The organism is Actinomadura rubrobrunea NBRC 15275 (assembly GCF_001552235.1).
GTDB lineage: Bacteria > Actinomycetota > Actinomycetes > Streptosporangiales > Streptosporangiaceae > Spirillospora > Spirillospora viridilutea.
The window spans coordinates 1-15,897 of sequence record NZ_BCQU01000027.1 but is presented as its reverse complement, the minus strand read 5'-3'; the positions used below and the strand labels follow the sequence as shown (position 1 = coordinate 15,897).

The window sequence follows — 15,897 nt, the reverse complement described above, 5'->3', positions numbered from 1 at the left end:
GCTCGAGGAAGCGGCCCGTGGCGCGGCCTGCCGGAGGTCAGGAGCGTTCGGGTTCCAGGTGCAGCGCGGTGATTCCGCAGTCGAACGACTGCGAGCCGACCAGGCGCAGCCGGTGGTAGGAGTCCCCGGCGGGGAACACGGGCGTTCCGGTGCCGAGCGCGACCGGGTTGACGAACAGGTGGAGCTCGTCGAGCAGCCCCTTGGCGATCAGCTCTCGGGCGAGCGCGGCGCCCCCGTAGGTGATCAGGTCGCCGCCCGGCCGGGCCTTGAGCTCGGCGACGGTCTCGGCGAGGTCTCCGCCGGCGACGACGGCGTTGTCCCATGGCGACTCGGTGAGGCTGTTGGAGATGACGACCTTGGGCGTGGTGTTCATCCAGTCGATGGACTCCTGCGTCTCGCCCTCGGGACCGGCCTGCCAGGCGGGGATGAACCCTTCGGCGAGGCGGCGGCCCAGCACGATGCAGTCGACCGACTCGCTGATCTTGTCGGCGTAGGCGTCGACGTCGTCGGTCCACGGCGTCGTCATCCAGTCCATCCGGCCGTCGGGGCCGGCCATGTAGCCGTCGACGCTGACCTGCAGCTGCAGCTTGAACTTGCGCACGGGTGCGCTCCTTTCCAGTCGGGCGGGGGGTGTCCGTGGCGCCGGCGGACGCGGGCGTGTCGGCGGCGAGCGGGTCAGTCGGCCAGCAGGGCGTCCATCCGGTCGATCGACTGGGCGAACACGTCGACCGCGCCCATGCGCACCAGGTTCTCCATGTGTTCGCGCGAGTCGAAGATCGACCGCACCTCCATGCGGGTGCGGCCGTCGTGCTCGGTGAGGCGCACCCGCACCGTGCTGGTCGGCATGTCGGGGACCGGCGCGCCGTCCTGGTCGGCGAACCCGTCGATGAACTCCAGGGACGTGGGCGGCTCGACCGACGTGACGCGCCACCAGCCGCGGGACTTCTGGCCGTCCGGGCCGGTCATGACGTAGGTGACCGTGCCGCCGGGGGTCAGGTCGTGCTCTTCCACGGTGGTCGGGAACTCGGGCGGCCCCCACCAGCGCTCCAGCCGGCGCGGGTCGTCCCACAGCCGCCACACCCGTTCGACCGGCGCGTCGAATTCGGCGACCACGGTGAGGGTCAGGGTGTCGAAGTCCTTGTCGACGCGGGTGACGCTCATCGGTTTCCTCCTCGGCCGCGGTCGTCTGCCGCGGGGTCGTCCGCCGCGGGGTCGGCGTCGTCGTGCGCGAGCAGCCGCGCCATGCGGTCCACCCGTGCCCGCCAGGTCGCCTCCAGTTCGTCGAGGACCTGCCGCGCACGGCGCACGGCGTCCAGGTCGGTGCGCACGAGCTGCTGCCTTCCGCTGCGCCTCTTGGTGACCAGACCGGCCCGATGCAGCACCGCGACGTGCTTTTGCACCGCGGCGAAGCTCATCGGGTAGGCCTCGGCCAGCCGCGACACCGACAGTTCCTCGCGCACGCAGCGGCGCACGATGTCGCGGCGGGTGGCGTCGGCCAGCGCGTGGAACAGGTGGTCCACGACCTCGTCGGTCAGCTCATCTACAACCATTTGGTTGTATGTTAGCGGCCATCGGGGACAGTGGACAAGGCGCGCTGAAACCTTGGAATCGGGGCGGGGCCGGGAGCGCGCACGGTCCGCGAATCGCGCTTCGAGGCAAGGGATGATGTCGCCGGCGTCGGCGACCATGGTGGCGTGGACCGTGTGGACCGGCTGCTCGCCCTCGTCGCCGAACTGCGCGCCGCCTCCCCCGATCCCCTGACCGTCGACGAGCTGGCCGAACGGCTCGGCGTCAGCGGCCGCACGGTGCGACGGGACCTGGAGCTGCTCACCCGCGGCGGTCTGCCGGTGCGGTCCGAGCGCGGCCGCGGCCGCGTCCTGCCGCCCGACCCGGCGCCGCCGCCGCTGAGCGAGGCGCAGTCGCTGGTGGGCCCCGTGCGCGACACGCTGGCCGCCGCGGTGCGCTCCCGCCGCGTCGTGCGCCTGGCCTACACCGACCGATCGGGCCGGCGCACCTTCCGCGACGTCGAGGCGCAGGGCCTGGTGTTGGGCCCGCACGCCGAGTACCTGGTCGGCTGGTGCCGCATGCGCGACGGGCCGCGCATGTTCCGCGTCGACCGCATCGGCGCCGCCTGCCTGTCGGGCCGCGCCGCCGGCGCGCGCGACCTGGACGAGCTGCTGGCGGCGCTGCGGGTGCCGTTGCCGCGTCCGCCCGCCGACGACGGCCCGCGCGCACCGACCGGCGCCGGACGCGCCCGCGCCTGGACGTTGGACCGTCTGGAGCACGTGCGCGCGCGGCTGCGCGACGCGGCCGAGGAAGTGCGCGACGGCCGACCGGGCGCCGCGGCGCTGCGCACGGTGCTGGGGCATCTGGCGCAGTGGACGCGGTGGCAGGCGGCGGCGATCCGGTCGGCGGCGGACGGGGCGGAGCCGCCGCGGTCCGACGTGCCGCCGGCGTTCGCCCGGCCGGTGCCGGCCGAGGAGCGCGAACGCATGATACAGGACGCGATGGCGCTGCGGTCGCTGGGAGAGCTGACCCGCGACCTGCTGGAGGAGCTGACGGGCCTGGGGCACTGGGCGGCCGGATGCGACGACGCGCTGTGGGAGCGTCCCGTCGCCGACCCCCGCCCGGGCGGGCCTCCCGGGCTCGAGCGGCCGCTGGCCGACCTGCTCGCCGGATGGCGCGGCCCCCTGGCCCACATCGAATGGCACCTGGACCGCCTGGCCGAACCCCCCGAACGTCCCGTCGACCTGGAAGAAGACGACGAGCTGTGGGTGGTCGACCGCTGCCCCCTGCTCCCCTGACGCCCGCTGTCGTGGGCGAACGCGCGTCGCGAGCGGGCGGCGCGCGGGACGGCGGCGAGCGGCTAACGGCTCCTCGGACCGCCGCGCGGGCGTCCGGCGCGGGGGAGGCGGCGCGGGCCGCGGCGGCCGTTGAGCCCGCTCAGGGCGCGGGTGAACCACACGGTCTTCCCGGCCGGTTCCCGACGGCAGCCGAACTCGGTGGCCAGCGCGGCGACCAGCAGCAGGCCGCGGCCCGCCTCCGACCAGCGCGGCGCCCGGCCGGGCGGACGCGGCGGGACCGCCGGGCCGGCGTCGGCGACCTCGGCGACCAGGCGCGCCCCGTCCAGCCGCAGCCGCAGGCGGACGGGCCCGGTGCCGTGCACGACCGCGTTGGCGACCAGTTCGTCGACCATGAGGACGATGTCGTCGACGTCGGCGGCGTCGCTCACGTGCCAGGAGCGCAGCGCGCGGGCGGTGAGGGCGCGGGCGTGCGAGGCGGCGCGGGTCTCGGGGGCCAGTTCCCACGCCACGGCCCGTGCCGCCGTGCGTGCCGGTTCGACGGTCTCCCTGTCGGTGTTGGCGGCCACTGCCGGACTCCTCACCTGTGCCGATTCCCGCGTCACGTCGGATCGTTCCCGCTCCGCCCGCCGCGAGGGACGCGCGATGGGCGGAACTGGCCGTGCCGCGAGCACCCCGTGTCGGCGGCGGTCAGGACGTTCGCCCCCCGACCATCCACAGTGTGCGACGCCACGCGAACCGGGCGGGTGCACGCGGCTCAGACAACACTCACTGTCCGGTCACGTGACCGTGCTGACACTCTCGGCTTACCTCGGCGTGGAGGAGCACTCCCCCGGTGCCGTTATCGTGGGTGGTGTCGGTGTGGCATGTGTCCCCCGGGCTCTACCCTTTGCCTTCGAGGAATACCGCTGGGCCGCATGGTTCGGGCAGGAGCCTCGTTGTGCCTTTCGCCGCGAGGCGACCACCACACCGGCCTGAACGTCACAGGGCCCCGGCAGGCGAACCGCCCGCCGGGGCCCTCTCATAGCGGGGCGGGTGCGCGGCGCGCCGGTCCGCCGGGAGCGGAACGCGCCGCGGCACCCGCCCAACTATGAGATCGCGGTGAGCACCGCCGCGGCGACCGCCGTCAGCACTGCGAGCCCCGCGACCGCAACGGCTGCGATCAGGCGGATCCGGCGGCGCCGCGCCCGGCCCACCTTCGCGCCCGCTTTCGACAGGCGATGGGCCAGCCGCGGATCCTCCTCGCTGAGACGGGTCTCGATCTCGGCGAGGATCCGCTGCTCCTCCATCGACAGCGACATGCCATACCTCCGGGGGGCGGGGTTGCGGTGCCATGTTCTTGCCCCGGCAGCAAGATCATTATCCCCGTGGGGCGGTGACCGTCGCGCCCCGCGCGGGAGCGCTTTCACGCTGCATCCGGTCGACCGCGGTGACGTAGTAGGTGTAGGTGCGGCCCGGTTTGGCCGTCGGGTCGACGATGCCGCCGCCGCGCACGGTCGTCAGCAGCGTCCCGGGGGTGACGGGGGCGCAGGCGGCGCGCTTGCCGTCCACCCGGTACACCGCGTAGGCGACGGCGTCACCGGACGCGTTCCAGGTGACGCGCACGCCGCGGTCGCCGCCTTCGGCCCGCACCCGGTGGGCGGGCGCGGGGCCCTGCCCCGTCTGGTCCCGGTCGACGGCGGCGGGCGAGACGGGCGGCAGCGCCGGGCGCGTGTAGTGGTCGTCACGCAGGCGGGTGGCGAACCCCTGCCGGTTGGCGACCAGGTCGGAGGCGCTGAAGTACACGTCGCCGCGCACCGCCGGGTAGCGGGCGTTGAGTTTCAGGTGCCGCGACAGTTCGTCGGGCTTGCGCCAGGCCGCGTCCTTGCCGACGCGGTAGGCGGCCTGCCCGATCGTCAGCTGCACCTTGGTGCCCTCCACTTGGCGGGCCCACCAGTCGACCAGCTTGGCGTAGTCAGCGCGGGCGTCACCGATGGGCCAGTACAGCTGCGGCGTGACGTAGTCGATCCATTCTTCGCGGATCCACTTGCGGGTGTCGGCGTGGAGATCGTCGTAGCTCTGCAGCGCGCGCGTGGGCGACCCCTGCGGGTCGGTGGTGTCGTTGCGCCACACCCCGAACGGGCTGATGCCGAACCGCACCCAGGGCTTGGCCTGGCGGATCCGCTCGGAGACGGTCTTGACGAGCGTGTCGACGTTCTGGCGGCGCCAGTCGTCCTTGCGCATGCCCTTGCCGTAGGTCTTATAGCTGTCCTGGTCGGGGAACTCCCCGGCGCCCGCCTCGGGGTAGGGGTAGAAGTAGTCGTCGAAGTGGACCGCGTCGATGTCGTACTTGCGGACCACGTCCAGGACGGCCTTGACGACCAGGTCCCGTACCTCCGGCAGGCCCGGGTCATACCACAGGCCCTTGCCGTACTTGCGCACCCAGCCGGGGTTGCGGCGGGCGGGACTGTCGGGGGCGAGCTTTTTGAGGTCGCCTTCGCGGCTCACCCGGTAGGGGTTGAACCAGGCGTGGAACTCGAGGTTGCGGGCGTGCGCCTCGTCCAGCATGAACTTCAGCACGTCGTAGCCGGGGTCCTTGCCGGGCGTGCCGGTGATCCACTGCGACCACGGCTCGTACGGGGAGTCGTAGAAGGCGTCGGAGTTCGGACGGATCTGCACGAACACCGCGTTGAGGTTCATCGCCCGCGCGGTGTCCAGCAGCTTGCGGAAGTCGGCCTTCTGCTGGTCGACGGAGCGGCGGCCGGCCTTGGGCCAGTCGATGTTGCCGACGGTGGCGATCCACATGCCGCGCAGCTGGCGGCCCGCGGTCCCCTCGGGCGCGGGCACGTCCGGGCATTCGGCCCGCGCGCCCGCGCCGCCGGGCGCCCGCTCCCCCGCCTTGCTCTCGTCGGCGCCGCCCAGCACCGGTACGCATGCCGCCGTCACCGCCAGCGCTCCCGTCGCCAGTGCGCCCGCGGTCAGCGCCCGCGCGAGCGCACCCGGTGTCCGCTTGCTCGTCCAGACCATGACGAGCCATTGTTACGCACGCTTTGCCGTGGTCGACGCCAAACGACGATGCCCGTGTCGCATCCGTTCGCCGCAAGTGACAGGGAACATTCACTCCGCCGGCCCGCGCGGCGGTCCGCCCATGGTCACGCACAGTTGCGATCATCGAACGCGCGTTCTATCGTTCACATGTTCGATCCATGCGGGGGGTGTGGCCGATGCGCTGGGACAACCTGCGGCTCGACGACGGGGCCGAGCCCGGCCCGGCGGCGCCGCTGATCGAACGACGCGCGGTCGCCCGGACGTTCGACACGCCCGGCTTCCGCGGCATCACCTTCTACGAAGTGCAGGCCCGTTCGATCATCAACCGCGTCCCGGCCGCCTCCCGCATGCCCTTCCGCTGGACCATCAACCCCTACCGGGGGTGCTCCCACGCGTGCGTCTACTGCCTGTCGGGCGACACCCCGATCCTCATGGCCGACGGCGGCACCAGGCCCCTGCGGGATCTGCGCGTCGGCGACCGCATCTACGGCACGCGCCGGGAGGGGGACGGTCGCCGGTACGCGGTGACGGAGGTCCTCGCCCACTGGCGGACGGTCAAGCCCGCCTACCGCGTCACCTTGCAGGACGGCACCCGCCTCATCACCAGCGGCGACCACCGCTTCTTGAGCGACCGCGGCTGGAGGTACGTCACGGACGCCGAACCCGGCGGCGCCCGGCGTCCGCACCTGGCCGTCGGCGACCGTCTGGTCGGCACCGGCGGGTTCGCCGCACCGCCGAAGGTCGACGACGACTACCGCCGCGGCTACCTGTCCGCGGTGGTGCGCGTTCCGGACGGTGTCCGCCCGCACCACGTTCGTCTGCCCGCCGACGAGGTCGAGGTGCTGGACAGGGTCCGCCGCTATCTGGAGCACTTCGGCGTCCCCCACGACGCGGCAGACCGCGCCGTCGAGGAGACACCGCGCGGTGCGGAGCGCCGGCGTCTCGGCGGGGCCGTCGCGCTGGCCGACGTCGAGCAGGTGACCCGGTGGCCGCGGCACCCGTCGCGGTCGTGGTACGCGGGTCTGCTCGCCGGACTGTTCGACACCGGCGGCGAGATCCACGATGACGAGGGCGACGGCCTCGAAGGCGGGGCGCGGATCACCGTCGCCGACATGCGACTGTCCCGCGGGTTGGCAGACGGCCTGGCGGCCCTCGGCCTCCCCTTCGAGACGTGCGCCGCCCCGGCGGGCGGCGCCGCGACGCGGGTCCGCCTCGCCGGCGGGCCGCGCGAACGGCTCCGCTTCCTCCACACGGTCGATCCGGCCGTCACACGGAAGCGGTCGATCGAAGGCGCGGCGCTCGACGGGGACGCCGCGCTGCGCGTGGTGTCGATCGAACCGCTGGGGCTCGAGACGCCCATGTACGACATCACCACCGGCACCGGCGACTTCATCGCCGACGGGGTGGTCTCGCACAACTGCTTCGCGCGCGGCTCGCACGAGTACCTGGACCTGGACTCCGGCGCCGACTTCGACTCCAAGATCGTCGTGAAGGTGAACGCGGGCGAGCTGGTCCGCCGGGAGCTGGCGGCGCCGCGCTGGCGCGGCGAGCACATCGCGATGGGCACCAACGTCGACTGCTACCAGCGCGCCGAGGGCCGGTACCGGCTGATGCCCCCGATCCTGGAGGCGCTGCGGGACGCCGCCAACCCGTTCTCCATCCTCACCAAGGGATCGCTGATCCTGCGGGATCTGCCGCTGCTGGCGGAGGCGGCCGAGCGCACGGAGGTCAGCACGGCGGTGTCGGTGGGGTTCCTCGACCGCGAGCTGTGGCGGCTGGTGGAGCCGGGCACGCCGTCCCCCGACAAGAGGCTGGAGGTGTGCGCGGCGCTGAACGACGCGGGCGTGCGCTGCGGCGTGGTGATGGGGCCGGTGCTGCCGTACATGACCGACTCTCCGGCGCAGCTGGAGGAGGCCGTGCGGCGGATCGCCGAGGCGGGCGCCACCTCGGTGACGGCGATCACGCTGCATCTGCGGCCGGGGGCGCGCGAGTGGTTCCTGGCGTGGCTGCGCGAGCATCGCCCGGACCTGGTGAAGCCGTACGCGCGGCTGTACCGGGGCGGCGCGTACGCTCCGCGGGAGTTCCAGGAGCGGATCTCTCTGCGGGTGAAAGAGTTGGCGGCCAAGTACGGCATCGACCGCCGCTCGCTGGGCCATCGCGGTTCGGCGGGCCGCTCCGGACCAGTGCCCGGTGAAACACCCACCGTCGGCTCGTCGCCCAGCGCGCCGGAGCAGCTGTCGCTACTGTGAGCGCGGGTCGCGCCCAGGTGCGATGATCCGAACGGCCCGCGCATGTCCATGTGCAGGGCGTGCGGGTCGCGGTGGCGTGAGCACAGCTGGGCTCCGGCAGCTCGTTCCGGCCATCACTCCCCTCCCCTGTCGCGAGTGGGCTCCACCCGCTTGAGCAGCGCACGGGAACTGGCCACTCCACGGCTGCGGCTGCGACGCTGGCGCAACAGCGACCGCCCCGCCTGTACAGCGGCCCGAGGGGTGCACTGGAGGCCAGGCGTGTGCTCCGCCTGTCCTGTGGTCACCGCCGGGAGCGCGGCCGGGCGCGGACGTGCATCCGTTCGCCCTGGCGGCCGAAGAGGCTCAGCAACTCCACCGGGCCCTCCCCGGTGGAACCGAACCAGTGCGGCAACCGGGTGTCGAACTCGGCGGCCTCACCCGGTCCCAAGACCAGGTCGCGGTCCGCCAGCACCAGACGCAGCCGCCCCGACAACACATACAGCCACTCGTAGCCCTCATGAGTGACCGGATCGGGCGTGCGACGCGACGCCGGAAGCACCATTTTGAACGACTGCAGCGGCCCCGGCTGCCGCGTCAACGGAAGCACCACCGTGCCGTTCCTGCGCAGCGGTTTGAGACGCACCCGAGGATCGCCCACCTCCGGCGCGCCGACCAACTCGTCCAGGGGCACTTGATGCGCCTGCGCCAGCGGCAGCAGCAGCTCCAGGCTCGGTCGGCGCTGCCCCGACTCCAGACGCGACAACGTGCTCTTGGAGATGCCCGTCGCCTCCGACAGCGCCGCCAGCGTCACCCCGCGCTCGGTGCGCAGCCGCTTGAGCCGCGGCCCCACCTCGGCCAGGGCCCGGGCGATCCCCGACTCGTCCTTCATACCTCCGATTACACGCCCAGGTTCCGGAACAAGCGACAAAGGTTGCTGAAACAGCACCACCGGAGCCTGATCGTCGCGCCCCGGGGCACCGCGCCATGCTCCGCGAGGCGTCCCTCGGCTGCCAGGGTGAACGGATGCACGTCCGCGCCCGGCCTCGCTTCCGGCGGTGACCGCAGGACAGGCGGAGCACACGCCTGGTCTTTCGGGCTTCTCGTTCCGCGCTCACGCCACCGTGACCCGCCACAAGGCACTCGAGGCCGCGGCGAAGCCGTCCGCTGCCGCGGCCCTCGCCATCTCAAGGGAAGGCCGACCATCAGGTCGTTCCTGGGACAACGTCGAGGTCGGCGGGCGATTCGTTGCGGCTATGCCTTTTGTGGAGCCGCTCGGCGCGGCTGGGTTGGGGCCGAGACGTCATCGCGACAGAACTGAGCGCGAAGCGCGCGTGCCTGCGCAGCCGTGGGATCAGTTGCACGATTCCCGTCAAGGTCGACCAGGCCCGCCACCGCCGTGTCAGGGCAGCCGGCATGGTCGGCCGCCGTCCAAAGCGCTGGATCACCGGTGACGCCATGCGGTCGAGTGCGGCATTAACCGGCTCAAACCGGCCGGTCCGTGCGCGCGTATGACAGCCGTCCGTTCCGAGGCGGCCCTCCACGGCGCAGTCATCAACGAAGCAATGAGGCTGACGGCGGCGGACCTCGCACAGGCGGTCAAGCCCAAACTGCGCGGATGGCTGCACGCGGGGACGTTCCCCTTCGCGTTGGTGGCGGGCCTGGTCCTGATCGCGCTCGGGCCCACCGTGGGCGTGCGGCTGTGCGCGGCGGCCTACGGCTGACCGGTCCCGGAGGGCGCTCGATGCGGGCGTGAGCGCGGCGAGCGTCTGCCGGCCTGGGGCTGAGAGTCATCGGCGCGTAGACACTCCTGCCAGGTGATCAACGGGGCGGCAGGGTCGAGGGTGGGTGTGCGGGGCAATCGGCGGTCGGGCTGGATCGCCCCGGCCGCATCGCCGCGCCGGTCGGCTGTCACGGGGGGTGGCGTGTGCGGGCGTGGCTGGTCTCGGCCCAGGTCAGCAGGGCGGTGCGGCAGGCGTGGTCGAGGTGCCGCAGGCCGGACAGGTCCAGCTCGGTGCGCCGGTCGGGCGGCAGGGCCTCCAGGGTGTCGAGCATGGCGGGCAGCCGCAGGAAGGTGGCGTTGCCGCTGAGGTGGACGCGGATGGGGCCGGTGCCGTCGTCGTCGACGTCCACGCGCACGTGGGAGGTCTCCCAGGCGGTTTTGAGCACGGCCAGCAGCAGTCCCAGCAGCACGCCTTCGAACAGGTTGAGGGCGACCACGGCCGCCGCGGTGCACACCAGGATCACCGCTTCGCCGCGGTGGGTGCGCCACAGCCGCGGGAGCTGGGCCAGCGGCATGAGCTTCCACCCGGCGTGCACCAGCACCCCGGCCAGTGCGGCCAGGGGGATCGCCTGCAGGACGGACGGGAAGGCCGCGGCGAACAGCAGCAGCCACACGCCGTGCAGGACGCGGGAGGCCTTGGTGCGGGCGCCGGCGCGGACGTTGGCGGAGCTGCGCACGATGACGGCGGTCATGGGAAGGGCGCCCAGGGCGCCGCAGACGGTGTTGCCGGCGCCTTGCGCGACCAGTTCCCTGTCGTAGTCGGTGCGGGGTCGGTTGTGCATGCGGTCGACGGCGGCCGCGCTGAACAGGCTTTCGGCGGAGCAGATCAGGGTGAACGCCGCGATGGTGCCCAGCAGCGCCGCGTCGGTCAGGCGGGACAGCTGGTCCAGGGCGGGCGGCTGGATCGCCTCGATGAGGCCCTGGATCCGCAGCCGCTCGACGGGCAGGTCGAAGACGGCCGCCACGGCGGTGGCCAGCGCGACGGCCGCCAGTGGGGCGGGCACGGCGCGCACCGGGCGGGGCAGCAGCGGCCATCCGGCCAGCACGGCGATGGCGCCGGCGCCGACGGCCAGCGCGACGGCCGCGCCGGGGGCGGTGAGGGCGTCGGCGGCCAGGCCGGGCAGCCCGGCGATCTTGGCGGGTCCGGAGTCGGGCGCGGCGATGTCGGCCATCGCGTACAGCTGCCCGGCGATGATGGTCAGGCCGATGCCGGCGAGCATGCCCTCGACGACGGCGACGGAGATGGCGCGGAACCAGCGGCCCAGGCGCAGCAGGCCCAGCAGGATCTGCAGCAGTCCGGCCGCCAGCACCAGCAGGCCCAGGGCGCGCAGGCCGACCTGCTGGACCGCCTCGTGCACCAGGACGGTCAGGCCGGCGGCGGGGCCGGAGACCTGCAGGCTGCTGCCGGGCAGCGGCCCGGCGACCAGGCCGCCGACGATGCCGGTGATCAGGCCGAGTTCGGCGGGGACGCCGGAGGCGACGGCGACGCCGACGCACAGGGGTAAGGCGACCAGGAACACCGCGAGGGAGGCGGGCAGGTCGTGGCGGAGCGCCGCGGCGCGGCGCCGCCGGCCTGCGGCGGCGGTGTCAACGGTGGTGTCCACCGCGGTGTCACCGGTGGCGGCGTGCCTGTCGTCGGTCGGGTCGTCGGTCACGGCGCCTCCTTCACAGCGGCGTGAAGGCGCCGTCGGCGGGCCGGTGGGCGAGCACGGTTCCGGTGTGGACCTGGTAGTACCAGGCGTGCAGGGTGAGGGTGCCGTCGTCGAGGCGGGCGCGGACGGCGGGGTAGGCGCGCAGGCGGTCGATCTGTGTCAGGACGTGGCGTTGCACCGCCGCGGCGAGGGGGTCGTCGTCGGGTCCGGTGCCGCGGTCTGCGTCATGTCGCGGCGGCGCGGCGGCGCCGCCGGATTCGGGGCCGCCGGTGTCGGCGTCGCCCGTCGCGGTGTCGAGTGCGCTATCGAGTGCGCTATCGAGGGTGGTGTCGAGCCAGCGGGCGAGGGCCGGCACGGCGGTCAGGTCGTCGCCGCGGACCAGGGCGCCGACGGCGCCGCAGTGGGAGTGCCCGCACACCACGATGTCGGTGACGCCGAGGACCCGGGCGGCGAACTCGATGGTGGCGGCCTCGCCGCTGGGGCGGTCGAGGTCGTAGTCGGGGATGATGTTGCCGGCGGTGCGCAGTTCGAACAGCTCGCCGGGGCGGGCCGCGCAGATCAGGGACGGGACGACGCGGGAGTCGGAGCAGGTGACGAACAGCGCCTGCGGGGACTGGCCGGCGGCCAGCGGCGCCAGGCGGCATCCGTCGGCGTCGGCGCGGGCGGGGAAGGTCCGGGCGTGGTCGATGAATGAGCGCATGCGGGAGACCTCCAAGGTGCGGCGCCCGGTGCGGGCGTGCGCGATCGATGGAGCGGACGTCGGGTCGTCGGATCGGTGACGCGGCGAGGCCGACGGCGATCACGTCGGGTGTGGGGCGGGCGGGACGCGGCGGGTCGCGCCGTGTGCCGCCGGTGCCCGGTTCCCGGCCGCGGGCAGGGGCCGGCGCAGGGGTGTCGGCGCACGCCTCGCGTGCGGGTCGTCCCGGGGCCCGCGGGTGCCGTCGGCGGGTGTCGTCAGCAGCGGAACACCCGCAGCAGCGCTGAGGTCTGCGCGGCGGTTCTGCGGGTCAGGCAGCGGGGTCGGGCGTCGAAGCCGTGCGGTCGGTCGAGGACGAGCGCGCGGTGGCCGTCCAGATGAGGTGGGATGACGCAGTCGGGCCCGGGCATGGGCCGCTTGTCGGTGACGGCGCCGCGCAGCCTCAGATGGGAGAGGTGCGGCGGGCCGTGGACGGGATCGTGGTTTCGGCAGGACTGCCCCGCGTCCGCTCGTCCGGTGCCGACAGCGCCGGCGGCGGGCTGGCCTTTGAGCTGGACCGCGCGCGTCCCGGCACGTGGGGCGCGCTCGGGAAGCTTTTGCGCCCCGGCCGGTGCGGCGGTCCGCGCCTCGGGCCGTGTTCCGGACTCGGTGTGGGAGGCGGTGAGCGTGTTGTGCTGGGCGGTGGAGACGGTCGCCGGCAGGTCGCGCACGGCGGCGGTGGCGTGCGGGGACAGCCCCGCGATGAGCACCAGCAGGCCGCTGAGCAGGAGCGGCAGCGCGGCGGGCGCTCCTGCGAGCGTTCGTCGCGCCAGTGTCACCGCCCGCCCCCTCATCGTGTCGGCCCCGGGGTCGGCCCCCGGGTGTCGGCCCGGTGTGTCCGGTCGCGCGGACCGGTTTCGAACAGTGATCTGACGGTTACGATAAGGCAGCGGCGGGCGGCTGAGGTTATCGCCGTGTTAAACATCGCGGAGATCACGCGCCAGTCCCCATCGCCCTCCCGCGAGCATCTACCAGAACGCCCTGAGCTGCCCTTTTCATGCCTTATGTGAGGGCGGCCGCGGTGGTCGGGGCGTTCCCGGCGCGCCTGGGGCGGGGTGCGGTCAGGCGCGTTCGGTGTCCAGTTCGACGGGTTCGGCGATCACGTCGACGAGCGCGCCGTTGCGCAGCACGGTGATCGGGAGGGGGCGGCCGATCGCCTCGGCGAACATCAGACGCTGCAGGCCCTGCGCCCGGGTGACGGGTTCGCCGCCGGCGGTCAGCACCAGGTCGCCGGCCCGCAGTCCGGCGCGGGCGGCGGGGCTGCCTGGCACGACCTCGGCGATGCGCACCGCCTGCCGCTGGCCGAGCCGCCGGTGCAGGGCGGCGGGGACGGGGACGGGCGCGGCGACCACGCCCAGGTAGGCGCGGCGGACGCGGCCGTCGCGCATGAGCGCGCCGATGATGCGGCGCGTGGTGGTGTTGATCGGCACGGCCAGGCCGAGGCCGATCCCGGCGACGGCGGTGTTGACGCCGATGACGCGTCCGGCGGAGTCGGCCAGGGCGCCCCCGGAGTTGCCGGGGTTGAGGGCGGCGTCGGTCTGGATGACGTCTTCGATCATGTGCACGGCGGTGCCGCTGCGGGCGGGCAGGGACCGGCCCAGGGCGCTGACGACCCCGGCGGTGACCGATCCGGCCAGGCCGAGGGGGTTGCCGACGGCGACGACGAGCTGGCCGACGACCAGTTCGTCGCTGTCGCCGAGGGTGACCGGGCCGGGGGTGTCGCCGTCGGCGCGGACGACGGCCAGGTCCGACAGCGGGTCGGTGCCCACGACGGTGAAGGACGTGGTCGTGCCGTCGGCGAACGCGGCCTGGCCTGAGCGGGCGCCGCCGACGACGTGGGCGTTGGTGAGCAGGAACCCGTCGTGGGTGAAGGTGACCGCCGATCCGGCGCCGTCGCCGCCGCGCCTGCGCACCCGCAGGCTCGCCACGCGCGGGGCGAGGTCGCGGGCCACGGCGGACACCACGCGCGAGTAGGCGTCCAGCGGGCGCCGCCCGTCGGGGTCGTCGGGGCCGCCGGGTCCCGGCTGCCGGTTCGGTTCGGGGACCATGACACCTCCCGATGATTACATCGTTACACGACAACACCGCCGTGGTCGGCCCTGTTCCCTTCCCCTGTCGAGCGCTTCCGGCGCCGGCGTTCCCGGCCGTCGCCGCGCCGTTCGCGGCTTCGGTGCGGGTCGGCAGGCGGGTCACTAGGCTCGAGCCATGGCGGAGTTGGCGCTGCGGGCGGCAGGCGAACGAGAGCGGCCCATCGTCGTCGAACGCGCCCAGGGCGGGGACGGCGAGCTGGTGCTGCGCAGGTGCGGCCCGCACTTCGAGATCATCAGCAACGGGGTGTTCCTCATGGACACCCGCGACGGCCGGTCGGAGCGGCTGCTGGTGCGCGCGGCGGTGGAGGGGCTCGCGGCGCCGGCGCGGGTGCTGATCGGCGGGCTGGGCGTGGGCTTCTCCCTGGCCGAGGCGGTGTCGCTGCCACAGGTGGGCGCGGTGACCGTGGTGGAGAAGGAGGCCGCGGTCATCGCCTGGCACGGCACGCATCTGCGCCGGTTTTCGCAGGGCGCGTTGGAGGACCCGCGGGTGCGGGTGCGGTGCGCCGACCTGCTGGACTGGCTGGCGGCGCCCGACGGCCCCGACGCGCCCGGCGATGCGGGTGGCGCGGGGGTGTTCGACGCGGTGTGCCTGGACATCGACAACGGGCCGGACTGGACGGTCACCGCGTCCAACGCACGCCTGTACGGGACGGCCGGTCTGGACCTTGTGGCGGCGCGGCTGTCGCGGCGCGGGACGCTGGCGGTGTGGAGCGCGGCGGCGTCCCCGGCGTTCGAGGAGCTGCTCAGGACGCGTTTCGCCGACGTGGAGGTGCGCCGGGTGCCGGTGCCGCGCGGCGAGCCCGACGTGATCTATCTGGCGCGCCGGCCGGTGCTGCCCGCCGCGGACGGGTGACACGGCCGCCACGCGCGGGCGGCGGGCCCGGCCGGACGCCAGGTGGCGGGAGCCGACAAGAAACCGGGGGCGGTTTCTGTAGGTGTGCCGGATCCACTCCCCAGTGACCGGTTCGCTAGGTTTCCACTGTCGTTGATCGAGGGAGGTCTTGTGGCTACCGCTCATGTGGCCCGGCGGCGCGCTGCCGTCCTGGGCGATCTGCTGCCCGGTGCGCTGGTGCGGGACGCGGCGCTGGTGGTGGGCGCGGCGGCGCTGGTGGGCGTCTTCGCCCAGGTCGCCGTGCCGATCCCCGGCACGCCGGTGCCGGTCAGCGGGCAGACGTTCGCCGTGCTGCTGGCCGGTGCGGCGCTCGGCACGTGGCGCGCGGCGCTGGGCATGGTGGTGTACCTGATCGCGGGCGTGGCCGGGATGCCGTGGTTCGCCGAGGGAAGCTCCGGCGCCGGATCGCCGTCGTTCGGGTACATCCTCGGGTTCGTGGTGGCGGCGGCCGTGGTAGGCCGCCTGGCCGAACGCGGCGGCGACCGCACGCCGGCGCGCACGATCGGCACCATGCTCGTCGGAACCGTGATCATGTACGCGGCGGGCGTGCCGTACCTGATGGCGGCGCTGGGCGTGGACCTGGGCCGGGCGCTGGAGCTGGGCGTCGTCCCGTTCCTGGCCGGGGACGCGCTGAAGGTGCTGCTGGCGGCGGGGCTGCTTCCGACGGCGTGGCGGCTGGCGGGCACCCGCC

At 73.9% G+C, this 15,897-nt stretch carries 16 protein-coding genes; 5 read left to right on the top strand and 11 right to left on the bottom strand.

What is annotated here, in order from left to right; all coding sequences use genetic code 11:
- Window positions 1-37: 37 nt before the first annotated feature.
- The 3 genes from AR3_RS11000 to AR3_RS10990 all read right to left on the bottom strand — a co-directional run bounded on the left by AR3_RS11000 (window position 38) and on the right by AR3_RS10990 (window position 1,550).
- Window positions 38-601 (bottom strand): dihydrofolate reductase family protein, encoded by a 564-nt coding sequence (locus tag AR3_RS11000; RefSeq protein ID WP_083951289.1) that lies wholly within the window; start codon window positions 599-601, stop codon window positions 38-40.
- 74 nt (window positions 602-675) lie between these two features.
- Complete coding sequence (locus tag AR3_RS10995; RefSeq protein ID WP_067912549.1) at window positions 676-1,161, bottom strand: SRPBCC family protein; 486 nt, start codon at window positions 1,159-1,161, stop codon at window positions 676-678.
- Window positions 1,158-1,550, bottom strand: a complete 393-nt coding sequence (locus tag AR3_RS10990; protein WP_067912545.1) for an ArsR/SmtB family transcription factor — start codon at window positions 1,548-1,550, stop codon at window positions 1,158-1,160. Before AR3_RS10990 ends, AR3_RS10995 begins: the two co-directional genes overlap by 4 nt.
- Before the next feature lie 144 nt (window positions 1,551-1,694).
- On the opposite strand from AR3_RS10990, the gene AR3_RS30440 reads away from it, so the two are divergent.
- Complete coding sequence (locus AR3_RS30440; RefSeq protein WP_067912542.1) at window positions 1,695-2,804, top strand: WYL domain-containing protein; 1,110 nt, start codon at window positions 1,695-1,697, stop codon at window positions 2,802-2,804.
- A 62-nt stretch (window positions 2,805-2,866) separates the two neighbouring features.
- Here the strand turns inward: AR3_RS30440 and AR3_RS10980 are convergent, their stop codons facing one another.
- The 3 genes from AR3_RS10980 to AR3_RS10970 all read right to left on the bottom strand — a co-directional run bounded on the left by AR3_RS10980 (window position 2,867) and on the right by AR3_RS10970 (window position 5,807).
- Window positions 2,867-3,370 (bottom strand): ATP-binding protein, encoded by a 504-nt coding sequence (locus AR3_RS10980; RefSeq protein WP_067912539.1) that lies wholly within the window; start codon window positions 3,368-3,370, stop codon window positions 2,867-2,869.
- Between the two features lie 519 nt (window positions 3,371-3,889).
- Complete coding sequence (locus AR3_RS10975) at window positions 3,890-4,102, bottom strand: DUF3040 domain-containing protein (protein ID WP_067912537.1); 213 nt, start codon at window positions 4,100-4,102, stop codon at window positions 3,890-3,892.
- Between the two features lie 58 nt (window positions 4,103-4,160).
- Window positions 4,161-5,807 carry a glycoside hydrolase family 10-like protein gene (locus tag AR3_RS10970; RefSeq protein ID WP_083951285.1) on the bottom strand — a complete coding sequence of 549 codons (1,647 nt, stop codon included), beginning with the start codon at window positions 5,805-5,807 and terminating at the stop codon, window positions 4,161-4,163.
- A 197-nt stretch (window positions 5,808-6,004) separates the two neighbouring features.
- Here AR3_RS10970 and AR3_RS10965 point away from each other — a divergent pair, with 197 nt between their 5' ends.
- Entirely contained in the window at window positions 6,005-8,077 is a 2,073-nt protein-coding gene (locus AR3_RS10965) for an intein-containing Rv2578c family radical SAM protein (protein ID WP_067912667.1), read from the top strand.
- Window positions 8,078-8,357: 280 nt separating this feature from the next.
- Here the strand turns inward: AR3_RS10965 and AR3_RS10960 are convergent, their stop codons facing one another.
- Window positions 8,358-8,945, bottom strand: coding sequence for a helix-turn-helix domain-containing protein (locus AR3_RS10960; protein ID WP_067912534.1), 588 nt, complete (start codon window positions 8,943-8,945; stop codon window positions 8,358-8,360).
- Between the two features lie 673 nt (window positions 8,946-9,618).
- On the opposite strand from AR3_RS10960, the gene AR3_RS29525 reads away from it, so the two are divergent.
- Window positions 9,619-9,777: a hypothetical protein gene (locus AR3_RS29525; RefSeq protein WP_390098520.1), complete on the top strand. Its 159-nt coding sequence runs from the start codon at window positions 9,619-9,621 to the stop codon at window positions 9,775-9,777.
- 187 nt (window positions 9,778-9,964) lie between these two features.
- Here the strand turns inward: AR3_RS29525 and AR3_RS10955 are convergent, their stop codons facing one another.
- From AR3_RS10955 to AR3_RS10940, 4 genes are all read right to left on the bottom strand, one after another.
- Window positions 9,965-11,491 (bottom strand): SulP family inorganic anion transporter, encoded by a 1,527-nt coding sequence (locus AR3_RS10955; RefSeq protein ID WP_083951283.1) that lies wholly within the window; start codon window positions 11,489-11,491, stop codon window positions 9,965-9,967.
- Window positions 11,492-11,501: 10 nt separating this feature from the next.
- Window positions 11,502-12,188 (bottom strand): carbonic anhydrase, encoded by a 687-nt coding sequence (locus tag AR3_RS10950; RefSeq protein WP_067912530.1) that lies wholly within the window; start codon window positions 12,186-12,188, stop codon window positions 11,502-11,504.
- 254 nt (window positions 12,189-12,442) lie between these two features.
- Complete coding sequence (locus AR3_RS10945) at window positions 12,443-13,003, bottom strand: hypothetical protein (RefSeq protein ID WP_067912527.1); 561 nt, start codon at window positions 13,001-13,003, stop codon at window positions 12,443-12,445.
- A 282-nt stretch (window positions 13,004-13,285) separates the two neighbouring features.
- Window positions 13,286-14,272: a S1C family serine protease gene (locus tag AR3_RS10940; RefSeq protein ID WP_083951281.1), complete on the bottom strand. Its 987-nt coding sequence runs from the start codon at window positions 14,270-14,272 to the stop codon at window positions 13,286-13,288.
- Between the two features lie 157 nt (window positions 14,273-14,429).
- Here AR3_RS10940 and AR3_RS10935 point away from each other — a divergent pair, with 157 nt between their 5' ends.
- Both AR3_RS10935 and AR3_RS10930 read left to right on the top strand, forming a co-directional pair.
- Window positions 14,430-15,167 carry a spermidine synthase family protein gene (locus AR3_RS10935; protein WP_067912524.1) on the top strand — a complete coding sequence of 246 codons (738 nt, stop codon included), beginning with the start codon at window positions 14,430-14,432 and terminating at the stop codon, window positions 15,165-15,167.
- A 150-nt stretch (window positions 15,168-15,317) separates the two neighbouring features.
- Window positions 15,318-15,897: biotin transporter BioY (locus AR3_RS10930; protein ID WP_067912661.1), on the top strand; the 580-nt coding region annotated here is incomplete at its 3' end.

Coding starts and splice junctions, on each gene's coding strand:
- AR3_RS10970 (WP_083951285.1), bottom strand. CDS start 5,807: ATGGTCTGGACGAGCAAGCGGACACCGGGTGCGCTCGCGCGGGCGCTG.
- AR3_RS10940 (WP_083951281.1), bottom strand. CDS start 14,272: ATGGTCCCCGAACCGAACCGGCAGCCGGGACCCGGCGGCCCCGACGAC.
- AR3_RS10960 (WP_067912534.1), bottom strand. CDS start 8,945: ATGAAGGACGAGTCGGGGATCGCCCGGGCCCTGGCCGAGGTGGGGCCG.
- AR3_RS10975 (WP_067912537.1), bottom strand. CDS start 4,102: ATGTCGCTGTCGATGGAGGAGCAGCGGATCCTCGCCGAGATCGAGACC.
- AR3_RS10965 (WP_067912667.1), top strand. CDS start 6,005: ATGCGCTGGGACAACCTGCGGCTCGACGACGGGGCCGAGCCCGGCCCG.
- AR3_RS10990 (WP_067912545.1), bottom strand. CDS start 1,550: ATGGTTGTAGATGAGCTGACCGACGAGGTCGTGGACCACCTGTTCCAC.
- AR3_RS10995 (WP_067912549.1), bottom strand. CDS start 1,161: ATGAGCGTCACCCGCGTCGACAAGGACTTCGACACCCTGACCCTCACC.
- AR3_RS10935 (WP_067912524.1), top strand. CDS start 14,430: ATGGCGGAGTTGGCGCTGCGGGCGGCAGGCGAACGAGAGCGGCCCATC.
- AR3_RS10950 (WP_067912530.1), bottom strand. CDS start 12,188: ATGCGCTCATTCATCGACCACGCCCGGACCTTCCCCGCCCGCGCCGAC.
- AR3_RS29525 (WP_390098520.1), top strand. CDS start 9,619: ATGAGGCTGACGGCGGCGGACCTCGCACAGGCGGTCAAGCCCAAACTG.